The 11,485-nt window shown below is 49.7% G+C and carries 10 protein-coding genes; 5 read left to right on the top strand and 5 right to left on the bottom strand.

The genetic code is table 11. The features are described 5' to 3' along the window. The 3 genes from IKG78_RS04450 to IKG78_RS04440 form a co-directional block, all read left to right on the top strand. Nucleotides 1-868 (top strand): argininosuccinate synthase domain-containing protein (locus tag IKG78_RS04450; RefSeq protein ID WP_290939923.1); only part of this gene is annotated, 868 nt, incomplete at its 5' end. Nucleotides 869-1,356: 488 nt separating this feature from the next. Further along, nucleotides 1,357-1,593: a PD-(D/E)XK nuclease family transposase gene (locus tag IKG78_RS04445; protein ID WP_366074765.1), complete on the top strand. Its 237-nt coding sequence runs from the start codon at nucleotides 1,357-1,359 to the stop codon at nucleotides 1,591-1,593. Nucleotides 1,594-1,624: 31 nt separating this feature from the next. Beyond that, nucleotides 1,625-1,816 (top strand): hypothetical protein, encoded by a 192-nt coding sequence (locus IKG78_RS04440; RefSeq protein ID WP_290939920.1) that lies wholly within the window; start codon nucleotides 1,625-1,627, stop codon nucleotides 1,814-1,816. A 175-nt stretch (nucleotides 1,817-1,991) separates the two neighbouring features. On the opposite strand, the gene IKG78_RS04435 is transcribed toward IKG78_RS04440, so the two are convergent. The 5 genes from IKG78_RS04435 to IKG78_RS04415 form a co-directional block, all read right to left on the bottom strand. Next, on the bottom strand, nucleotides 1,992-3,461 hold the full coding sequence (locus tag IKG78_RS04435; RefSeq protein WP_290939917.1) for a pitrilysin family protein: 1,470 nt from the start codon (nucleotides 3,459-3,461) through the stop codon (nucleotides 1,992-1,994). Between the two features lie 134 nt (nucleotides 3,462-3,595). Further along, nucleotides 3,596-5,074: a sodium:solute symporter gene (locus IKG78_RS04430; RefSeq protein ID WP_290939913.1), complete on the bottom strand. Its 1,479-nt coding sequence runs from the start codon at nucleotides 5,072-5,074 to the stop codon at nucleotides 3,596-3,598. 321 nt (nucleotides 5,075-5,395) lie between these two features. Further along, the gene (locus IKG78_RS04425; protein WP_290939910.1) at nucleotides 5,396-7,207 is read right to left on the bottom strand and encodes a diguanylate cyclase; all 1,812 of its coding nucleotides are present in this window, start codon (nucleotides 7,205-7,207) and stop codon (nucleotides 5,396-5,398) included. Nucleotides 7,208-7,215: 8 nt separating this feature from the next. After that, on the bottom strand, nucleotides 7,216-8,316 hold the full coding sequence (locus tag IKG78_RS04420; RefSeq protein ID WP_290939908.1) for an LptF/LptG family permease: 1,101 nt from the start codon (nucleotides 8,314-8,316) through the stop codon (nucleotides 7,216-7,218). Then, nucleotides 8,316-9,740 carry an LptF/LptG family permease gene (locus tag IKG78_RS04415; RefSeq protein WP_290939906.1) on the bottom strand — a complete coding sequence of 475 codons (1,425 nt, stop codon included), beginning with the start codon at nucleotides 9,738-9,740 and terminating at the stop codon, nucleotides 8,316-8,318. Before IKG78_RS04415 ends, IKG78_RS04420 begins: the two co-directional genes overlap by 1 nt. A 64-nt stretch (nucleotides 9,741-9,804) precedes the next feature. Between IKG78_RS04415 and bamD the strand changes: the two genes are divergently transcribed. After that, nucleotides 9,805-10,656, top strand: coding sequence for an outer membrane protein assembly factor BamD (gene bamD / locus IKG78_RS04410; RefSeq protein ID WP_290939904.1), 852 nt, complete (start codon nucleotides 9,805-9,807; stop codon nucleotides 10,654-10,656). Between the two features lie 46 nt (nucleotides 10,657-10,702). Further along, nucleotides 10,703-11,485 (top strand): hypothetical protein (locus tag IKG78_RS04405; protein ID WP_290939901.1); only part of this gene is annotated, 783 nt, incomplete at its 3' end.

The following is an 11,485-nucleotide window of genomic DNA, read 5'->3' as shown; positions in this document are numbered from 1 at the left end:
CGAACTCACCTACGCTGCCTTGAACACGAAGCTCGAAGTCATCGCTCCGTGGAAGGACCCGCGTTGGACATTCCACAGCCGCGAAGACGCTATCGACTACGCCGCTGCTCACAAGATTCCGCTCAACGGCATCAGCAAGAAGAAGATTTACTCTGAAGACGGTAACCTCTGGCACCTCTCTCACGAAGGTGGCGTCTTGGAATTCCCGGAACAGGAACACAAGTACGAATTCCTCAAGCACACCGCTACTTATGAAAAGGCTCCGAACAAGGCCGATCACGTGACGATCTCCTTCGAAAAGGGCAATCCGGTTGCTATCAACGGCAAGAAGATGGGCGCTGTCGAACTCCTCGAATTCTTGAACGAAATCGGTGGCAAGAACGCTTGCGGTCTTTTGGACATCGTTGAAAACCGCCTCGTCGGCCTCAAGAGCCGCGGTGTTTATGAAACTCCGGGTGGCACGCTCCTTTACAAGGCTCACGAATGCTTGCAGCAGCTCGTGCTCGACAAGGAAACTTTGTTCGAAGCCCAGAAGATGTCTATGACCTATGCAAACCTTGTCTACAATGGCCAGTGGTTCACTCCGCTCCGCCAGGCTATGGACGCCTTCTTCAACGAAGTGAACAAGGTTGTTACCGGTGACGTGACTCTCAAGCTCTACAAGGGCAACATCATTCCGGCTGGCATCAAGAGCCCGTACAGCTTGTACGACATGGGCCTCGGTGGCTTTACGGACGTTGACATGTACGACCAGAAGGACGCTACTGGCTTCATCCGCTGCTACGGCCTCCCGCTCAAGACTCGCGCCCTCTTGCTCGGCAAGAAGACGAACGTTGACTTCGGTGGCGTTCCGAGCCTCAAGAAGTAATTTGTTTGACTGCCGCTTTGGCTGTCATCAATACTTCGCATGTCATCCTGGAGACCCGCAGGGTCGATAGGATCCATTACTTTTAAGGAATTCTCACATTTGTGAGAATTCTTTTTTTACGTCATTGCGCAAGCGCATGATTATCGACTCGGTCATGGGCAAGCTAGCTTGACCGCACCTCTCGTTTTATATGTCATTCCTCTTCGAGTCTTGACTGCTGCGGTTCTCTTATGCAAGTATAAATACTTGCGCAATAGAACCTTGCATGTCATTGCGAGCTTAGCGAAGCAATCTAAAAATCCTGACTCTAGAATGAGTCAGGATTTTTTTCGTTTATGCTGTCTGCTTTTGGCATTGCCTTATACTAGAGACGTCTTGTTTGTTCGCAGAAAAATGGGTAGCTGACAATTTTGCTACGCCCTTTGGCCTTGATCGTTGTGAAATGTTTTCGGATTATCTAGTTTTACTAGTGCAATAACAACCAGACGCTGAAACATATTATCGATTTGCACTGCACTGACGATTCTGGAAATTTTATAGAAATCGAAGTTCAAATTCGTCCTTTCACTAATTTTCTGAAAAGGCTCGCTTTTTATGCTGGGCAGATGGTCGTGTCGCAGGGTTATCCTGGTTGGAAATACGAGGTTAAGCCAACTGAAAAAGCTCCCGCCTGCTCTCCAAAACCCAAAGTTCAAGCACTTGATTTCTGTTTCCCAAATATCTAATTTGAAGGGGGATAAGCTTCAGGAGTATCTTATGATGAAGAACGCTAGATGGGATAACGAGGTCGTGCTGGATTATATTGAGCAGCACGATTCTGATGCGTTCAAAAAGCATGACGAGAAAATTCAAAAAGCGATAGCAAAACAGCTTCGTGATGACGGTGTTGCTATTGAAATTTTGGAAAAAAGATTCAATCTCACCAAAGAAGAAATTGAAACTTTGTAAGGAGATTCTTTCAAGGACAGTCACTGGATCCTATCGGCCTTTGGCCTCTAGGATGACGAGTGAGGCGAGAGCATCTTGGAGGACGCGTTTTGCGAATAACAAAAAAAGCGGCGCTTCTGCGTCGCTCGATTTATAATGAATCCCCTCCGCGTGCTTCGAGGATGACGAAATCACTTTATTCTTTCACGAGGAATCCGACGGTTGATTTTTCGCGGACAAATGTTTTCTTCGCGACATCTTGCACGTCGTCTGCTTTTACTTTATCCAAGTTGTCGGCCCAGTTGAGGAATATGCGGTAATCGCCGTAGATTTCGTACCAGCCGAGCATGGTCGCCACGTTTTCCATGTCGGTCAAGCTGCGGATGAGCCCTGCGTATGCGCGGTTCTTCACTTTCTGGAATTCGCGTTCGCTCACTTGTTCTTTCTTGAGCTTTTCGAGTTCTTCCCACACGACGCTTTCGACTTTGTCGCGGTTGGCTCCGGGGCGCAGGTTCACGCGGACGGAGAATTCGGAGATGTACTTGTTCGGGCTGTTGCTTGCACTGACGCCGACGGCGAGCTTTTCTTCTTCGACGAGGCGTTTGTATAGCCTGCCGGAACGTCCGTTCAAAACTCCTTCCGCAATGTCAAGTGCGTAGAGCGTGCTGTCGCCTACGGCTGGGGTTTTGAATACGAGCGTATAAAGGTTCGGAGCGTCCTTGCGTTTGACAATCAGGCGCTTTTCGCCGGCTTGTTCCGGGTCGCGCACGGTAAGGGGAGGGAAGGCGTCGCCCGTGGGGATCGGGTCGAAGTACTTCTTGACGATCTTCATCGTTTCGAGCGTGTCGAGGTCGCCTGCAAGCACGAGGATTGCGTTACGCGGCTTGTAGTACTTGCGGTAATGTTCTTCGGCTTGTTCGCGGGTGAGGTTCTCGATGTCGCTGGGCCAGCCGATGGTCGGCACGCGGTAGGGGAACGCTTCGTAAATCATGGAGTTGAGCGTTTCGTAAAAGCGGCCTGTTGGGCGGTCGTCGTAGCGCATGCGGCGTTCTTCGCGGACCACGGAGCGTTCCGAATAGAATTCACGCAGCACGGCGTTCTGCATGCGGTCAGATTCGAGCCACATGAAAAGTTCGATTTTGTTCTTGGGGAGCGTCACCGTGTAAGCGGTCAGGAGGTCGCTCGTAAAAGCGTTGAGCCCGGTTCCGCCTGCGGCTTGGTAGGCGCCCCAGAGTTCGTCCTTGACGAAAATCTTGCGGTGTTCGTTCAGCACGGAATCATGTTCGGCAGTGAGCTTTTTCACCAAGGCAGTATCGTTTGCAATTTTTGCTGGGCGGATTAACGCTTGCAAAGAATCTTGGGTTGCAATGAACTGGGCGTCGGCGATGCTGTCCGAGATGCCGACTTTCTTTGTGCCCTTGAAAAGTTCGTGTTCCAGAATGTGCGCGAGTCCGGACTTGCCTGGAACTTCGTGGACGGAACCTGTTACGTAGAACAAACGAAAACTTACCGTAGGGGCTTGTTTGTTGGGGTACAAAAGCACCGTAAGTCCGTTATCCAAGACTTCTTTGTGTACCGGTAAATTTACCGCAGCCATGGATGTTCCTGCAAAAAGTGCAGGAATCAAAGCACAACTCAGAGCAATTCTAGAAAAAAGTTTCTTCATATTAGACAATTTAATAATTTTATAAAATTATTGCATAAGGTTTTTCCTCATTGAGTGGAGGAAGGCTATTCAAGGGCCTTTATTTTGCAGTACAATTAACACAATAAATGGGATGCTGAATACGAAATAGGTTATTATCGTGCGCGTTTTTTGCAAACAATAGGCGACACGAATTTCAAAATAACGGCAATGACTATTGTCGTTGTCATGCTGATGAACGGCATCCACGGCCAGCTGAAAACGCCTCCGAGAACTGCGGGCACGCCAAATGCAGGGATTCCCTGGATCAAGACGAGGCTTGCCATGCCGCAAAGTACGGCAGTAATCACTTGCCAGCTTTTTAGTTCTTTTACGAAGAAAGCCAAGATGAACATGCCAAGGAGCGGGCCGGTAAAGAGGCCAGTAAAGAAGAGGGCGCTTTTGAGGAGGCTCCCTTGCTGGGTCGCGGCAAATAGTGCAAAGAACACGCCGAGTACGCCCCAGACCGCCGTCCAGATTTTAGCGCGCTTGAGTCCGCCCATTCCCGCAGATTCGTCCCAGCCGAGGAAATCGCGTTCAGACGTATTGCTGAGTGAATTGATGGCACCCGAAAGGCTGCTCATGGCTGCCGCGCAAATTGCTGCAACAATCAAGCCCGTTACGCCGGCTGGGAGACCGTTTACGATAAAGTACGGGAAAACGTCGTTCTGCCCGATGCCCGCCGGAACTGTAGCGACTTTTGATACGTTGTAATAAACGTAAAGTGCGGCGCCCACCCAGTAAAAGAGAATCGAAACGGCACAGCCAAGTACCATTGAAAGAATGCTCGAACGGTTGGCCGCCTTCACGTCCTTGCAGCTGAGGTAACGTTGTACAAACTGTTGGTCGCAACCGCGAATTGCAATTTCAAGAATTGCATACGCGAAACCTGCCGAGATGAGCGTGCGTGCATTCGAAACGTCCATCGACGGATTCCACCAGCGCGTCTTGCCGGCTTCGCTTGCGAGTGTCGCCATTTCCCCAAAGCCGCCCACGGCATTTGCAATGAGCAAAAGCACCAGCGCACCGCCGCCGAAGAACACCACGAACTGCATCACGTCTGTCCAAATGACGGCCTTGATGCCGCCGAACCACGTATAGAATATCGCGACTGCAGCCGAAACGATTATCGCAAGTTTCAAGTCGATGTGTAAAATCTGCGCCAGCACTAGCGAAGGTGCATAAAGTAAAATTCCGGTGCGGAGGAGCAAATGCAAACAGTAAAATATTGCTGCCAAGCGGCGCACCGACTTGCTCCCGAAACGCACTTCAAAAAGTTCATAAGCGCTCGAAATGCCCGACGTGCGGAATCGCGGTATAAAAATGTAACCCACCACAAAAATGCTGAGCAAGGCACCGATCTGGAACATCAAAAACGTCATATCGTCGCCATAGACATCGGCAGGCGCGCCCAAGAACGTCGTTGCACTCACGGAAGTCGCAATGAGGCTAATGCCCACAGCCACCCACGGCATCGAGCCGCCACCGAACATGTATTCCTTGAGGTTCTTGTTGCCGCGAGAAACCCAGAGTCCAATCGCAAGTGAGAGGAGCAGGTAAGCGAATAAGACGATCCAGTCAATAGCAGTGAACATAAGCAGTAGGCTGTGGTTAGTGGTTAGTAAACAGTAGGCAGTGGTTAGTGGTTAGTGATTAGTAAACAGTAGACAATGGACGTTAGACTTTAGCATTTTGTAAGTCAGTTCACCTCTTTGACTTGATAAAAAAGCGATTAGAACCGTATGGATTCCCTCCCTAACGGTCGAGAATGACTATGACTGCGACTCTCGCCGATTGAGGTTGTCTCTCCACGTTGCACTAAGGATGACATAACAGCGACTTCGGAAACGTCAAGCAAGAAAAGACTTTTCATTTTGCAATACTTCCTACTGTCTACTGCCTACCGTCTACTATCATCACACCGCGGCGGGTTCAATATCTTCGAATTGCACGACGCGATTACGGCCTCCTTCCTTTGCTTTGTAAAGTGCTTGGTCCGCGTTACTGACCGCTTTTTTCATGTCCGTAAATTCCGGAGTCACGAGGTACGCGCCGATGCTAACCGTCACGCGGAGCGGTTCCGGCTTGAGGATGGGGAACTCCAGCTTGCCCACCGACTTGCGGATGCGTTCAGCGGTTTCGATCATGCCTTCCGGAGTTACATCGACAAGACCTACGACAAATTCTTCACCGCCGTAGCGTCCGACAATATCAATGTCCTTACGGATTTCATTGCTAATCACATTGGCGATGCCCTTAATAACTTGGTCGCCCACAGGGTGGCCGTAAGTGTCGTTCACCTTCTTAAAGTGGTCGATATCCATCATCAGCACACCGATATTCGTCTTTTGGCGTTCCGCACGAATCTTTTCAGTTCTCATCGATTCACGCAAGGCTCCGCGGTTCATGAGTCCCGTCAGTGGGTCGCGTGTCGCAAGGTCTTTGCCTTTTTCGAACTGGCATGCGCGTGCATAAGCAAAACCTGCCACGCCCGCAAACGCCTTGAGCAGTTTCTTTTCGTGATCCTGGTAGCGGTTGGTGAATCTGCTTTCAAGGCAAATGGCAAGTTCTGCCACCTTGGAATCGGGTTCCGACGCCACCGGCATTACGAACAACTGACGCAGTTCCATATTGCGTTTTTCAGAATCGTTCAAGCGCGGCACATAATCAGCGAATCCCGAATTGAAAACGCGTAATATAGGACGCTTGTTCATCAAGGGCATTACAAAAAGGCCCTTGTCTGACAAAGTAAACTTCTTATTAGTAAATTGTTCGGAATCCATACCGACGCAGTAAACGACATGTCCCACACCCTTCTTCGGGTCGTCGAGAGCGAGAATCGTCAAGCGGTCGAACGGCATGTTCTCCTTGACGTATTCGAACATCTGCTTGTAAATATCCTTCACGGACATCGTCTGGAAGAACTTGCGTTGGTAACGATAAAGCGTGCTAAATTGCTGTTGCTCGATGTAATTCTGGGCAGAAACAAAGCTCTTGAAGCTTACGGTGTACATTGCCTGCGAGATGTACATCAAGGCATGCGCTTCGGCATCCGTAAACGCGTTCGGGTGCAGCGAATCGACCATCAGTGCGCCAAGCCTTCTTCCGTCGCGGTCCAACAGCGGGACACCCACCAACGAGCGGATCATACGGTTTTCAATGTAATACGGAAGGCGCTTCCCGACAAGCAAATCCCCTTCCAAAATGCGGTTCACTTCGGGGCGAAGCAATTTGCTCAAAATTCCCATGTTCTCGGTAATCTTCGCACCCATGTCGATGATGTTCGGAAAATCGCTCTGGAACGTTCTCAAACGAAATTCATTTACATTGCCGCCATTCGTAAAGATGGTCAGCGTGTTCGCCTGCGGCATTAGCACCTTCAGGCAACGCAGAATATCGCCAAAGGCCTTATCGACATCCGAGTTGGCGCGTTCCCAGACCTGGTTCACGCGGAGAGAAGAATTCGGTTCGTTCGACTCGACCTTGACAGTGTTCATAAATTCATTGCGGATATCTGGAGTGACGACCGGCGAAAGAGCTGTTGAACGCTTGTCCCCCTTCTTGATTACAGGAATAACGGACGTGTTACTCGGAAGGCTCGGGCGGTTCATGATGGCAAGCGAAAAAGCGACAACGGCAAACGGAATAAGGAAAAGGAACATCCCCCCTTGAAATGCAAGACCTAGCAAAGCACCGGCTACAACAAACAAAATTTCAGATACGGACATACAACCCTCTACAAGCGGAAAGACCGATATAACATGACAAACGCGAGACCGGCATAAATGAAGTGACTGTTCCACGCCGCCCAGAATGGCGACAATGCTCCGTTTTCACCCATTTTAAGTCCAATCCTCTCAAGAATATAATAGCTAAAAACGAGCAAGAGGCCAACACCGAATTTCTGGGAAAGCCCTCCAGAACGGCTATACCGGTGGCAAAGGGCCGCCCCGATCAATAGCACAATCAAGTTCATCCAGTGCGCCGAATACTTAAACTGGAGCGCGGTCTCCATCGCACGGGTTTCTTCGCCGGAACGACGCAACACGTCTATTCGCGCTTTGACCATCTTGGAATCCATCTCGTCGGCGAGTTGCCGTTCGTTAATCAAGTCGTTCGGGTGTGTCGTTATTTTCCCCTTCATGCTTGTATGCCTCACGGGGAACACATTGACCGATCCGTCCTTGTTGAATACGCGGTGGTAACCGTTTTCGAATCTCCAGAAACCATCATGTGTAACGGTGTCTTTTTCAATCCAACGGATTGCACGGACATCGTAACGTTCAACCAAGCGTCCATGATCGCGGATGAGTAGAACGACATCTCGCCCTAGTTTATTTGTTCCCGAATAGTACTTGAAAAACCAGCTGCTCTTTTCGCTGTCGATAAAGGTAAAGTCCTGCTTTTCCTTGATACGCGGATTTTTGCGTTTTTGGGCGTTCGTCTCCATGATTTCGAAACGCTTGTGGTTTGCGTCCGGGAGCCAATATTCGCTCATTTCGTATGAGCCGATCGACATGAGTATGCCCAGGAAAAATATCGGCAAAAGCGTCTTGAACGGACTCTGCCCGGAACTCTGCATCGCGCTCATTTCAAGGTGGCGCGCCATGTTGCCCACCGAGGCCAAGACCGCAATAAACAAGGCGACCGGGGTAATCAAGTAGAGAATATAGGGGAGGTAGCTCAAGTAGTAATCGCCCACGGCCTTCATGTCGCGGGCAAGCCACGTCTTGATGTTACCTACAAAGTCAATGACTACAAAAATAAGGACCGCACCGCAAATCACGATGAGGAACATCTTCAGAAAGTTCCAAATAAGGTAACGAGAAAACTTCATCAGAACAACTCCGCGATTTTTCTGAAGAAACGGCCAATCGCCCTAAAGACTACGAAATGACCCACAGCTCTGAAGAATCGTTTAATCTTGGAATCGCCAGAGAATCGGTCACGGATCATCGCACGTGTGAGAAGAATTCCAAAGATACCGATGATGATGTTAGAAATCCACATGGCAAGTTCCGGGGAGACGATAAGGCGGTCTGCGAGGTTTTCGCCACCAATCAAGCAAATCCAGTAGATGACAAAAAATGCCAGACTGTAAAGGATGCCTGTACCGATGCCGCCCTTGCGGGCCATGATTCCAAGCGGGGCACCAATCAAGATGAATATGAAACAAGCAAATGCGGTACTGAACTTCTTGTGAATCTCGACCATGTATTGGGCTTCGCGTTTGAGTTCGGTTTCCATGCGGCCCCAGACGCGTTCTGTCGTGCGGAGCGAGGCGGTTTCCTGAGTACGGATTTTGCGGAGCCCTTGAATAAACTGTATGGAATCAAGTTTCATGGTTTGTTGTGCGTCCATGGGGACTATAGAGTCGCCATCGGTGAGTTCTCGAATCCGAAGTAGCGTCGGTAAACGGCGGGTTTTCGCTTGTGCTGCAGCCGTATCGTACTTGGCACGAGCGTCCGTCACCACATCCCACATCATTTCGACCGGCATTTCGCGGTCGCTCCTGTAACTGCGGCTGCGGCGCTCCAGACGGTCATCGACGTTCTGCATGGCTAGGTCCTGCGAGAAAAAACGGATGCGGAAGTAGTTGTCTTCATCGTCCGGATCGACGAGGTGCGTCTCGCCGCTGCGGAGGCGGAGCATGAGCGTGGCGCCGTTATCGACGTAGTCCATCGTGGCACTGTCGGCATAGACGATTCGCGGAGCGCCCTTCTTTTCCATTTCAAAGATCTGAATGCCGTACAACGTTCCAGACACAGGGTCAATGCGGTTCACCCAGAGCTGCACCCCAGGGAACTGCGTAATCAAACGTCCGGCATCAACGAACACGTGCGGTTTCTTGCGCGAGACCGCGTTCATCAGTTCAACAGAGCGGTGGTTTGCCTCCGGGAGCACCCAGTTGTTGAACACGACCATCAGGACCGAGAGCAGAAGTGCTACAAGCAGCACCGGACGCATGAGCGACAAGGGCGAAATGCCTGCCGCCTTGACCGCTGTAATTTCTTGGTCACCGGACATGCGCCCAAACGTCATGAGGCTTGCGACGAGTACTGCCATCGGGATGGAAAGCGAAAGCATCCACGCGAGGTTCAGCACAAAAATTTCGACAACGGTAGATGCCGGCAAACCCTTGGACAACACATTGTCCAAGATTTTGACCAAAAAGTCAACTACAAACAAAAAAGTAATGCCAAAGAGCGATGCCAAAAACGGGGCAATAAGCTCTTTCAAGACATAGCGGACTAAAATCATTTTTCTCTAGAGTCGTTTTTTTCTACTTTACAGCGTGAAAGTTAGAATTAACCAAAGAAAAAAAATGAAAAAATTTTGCAAGTGTACCCTGTTCATTCCATTTTTCCTTTATATGGCAACTATGACAGGTTGTTCTTCGACCTCGAACGAAAAAATAACACACACCGACTGGTGCAAGAATCGTTACGAAAATGCCGAAGAACTCTTCAAAGCCAAAAAGTACGGCAGGACCGTCGAAAAGCTAGAAGAAATCCTTTCTACCTGCGCAGGTTCTGGCTATATGGAACAAGCGCAGTTCCTCATTGCCGAAAGTCATTTCAACCTGGAGCAGTGGATTGAAGCTCGTGGCGAATATGGGAGCTTTATCGTGAACTTCCCCGGGTCCCCGTTTGCTGAAACCGCTGAATTCCGCAAGGCCGTATCGTCGTACAACATGGAATACAAGATTGATCGCGACGAATCGAACACGATGACCGCCATGAAGGACTTTGAACGCTATTTGGCGAACCACCCGAGTACGCCGCTCCGTGATTCGGTGAACTATTACTACAACAATCTCGTGGATCGTGTGGCCGAAAAGGAATTCCAGACGGGCCGCCTCTACTTGCGCATGGAAAAGCCGCAAGCCGCCGTCATATACTTCAAGGAATTTTTGGAGACGTATCCGAAGGCCAAACGTCGTTCGGAAGTGCTGTTCCTCATTTCGGATGCCTACACAGACCTAGACCAGTTCGAATCGGCTAGGCAGTATCTGGCTATCGCCCAAAACGAATCGACCGATGACGCTGAAATGCAAAAGCGGGTAAAAAAAGCCGAAGACAAAATCGCCAAGGCCGAAGAAACTTACGAAGCTCGCTTGAAGAAGGAAGCTGAAAAGAAGCGCCTCCAGAAAGAAGAAAAAAGCATGGTGAACTAGGCGTCGGATGAAGTCCAAGTCCAGAAATATACTTTTCTCGCTAGCCATGGCACTGCTGATTTCTACAGTCGCCTTTGCCGCCAGTGAAGAAAAACTGGACCACGATTATTCCATCTTGTCTGTCTTTGTTCAGCCCTCCATTTCTTTTTTAAGCTTTACCGAGCGCGAATATTTCCAAAACGCGATAGATTCCCTTTATTACGGTTTTAAGGCCGAAGCTGTCAACAACGCCGAATCCTTGAATGTCGCCAAGCAAGATTTCCAAAAAGTGAATTTTTGCTTCCCGATTACCGCCGGAATTCAATGGCAGTTCATGGAAGACCATTTTCTCAGCGCGGGAATAGGTTTTATCTACGACAACGAATCGGTCGTTTTGACCGACCGCAAGAGCGGTACTCACAGTTACGAATACACGCTTCAGGGAGTTCCGCTTTTTCTCGAATACCGTTTTGCTTTGCCTAAAAACTTTATCACACTCAGTTCTGGTGGACTTTTCAGCATAGCTTTGCGGTGGTACTGGGTGTTGCCAGGGACAGAGATTTATACGACATGGGGCAAACTTGAAGCGGAAACGCCTCTTTTCGGCGCAGGGTTTGGCGTGAGCGTGGGTTACCTTTTTGCTAGCTGGGATAACTTTAAATTATATGGGGATATAGGGTTCAGTTCCATTTCCGTAAAGTCGAACAAGATGTTTTCGGACATCGTTGACGGCGGCCCTGAAGAAAAAGCAAAATGGAACTTGGGCGGGCTCCAAATGCAAATTAGGGGAACTTTTGGGTTCTGGAACAAGCCTAAGCCCAAAGACGACGATGACGATGATGATGACGAT

This window comes from Fibrobacter sp., assembly GCF_017545445.1.
In the GTDB taxonomy this organism is placed as follows: Bacteria; Fibrobacterota; Fibrobacteria; order Fibrobacterales; family Fibrobacteraceae; genus Fibrobacter.
Note: the sequence above shows the minus strand (reverse complement) of the source record. Positions and strands in the feature narration are given on the sequence as shown.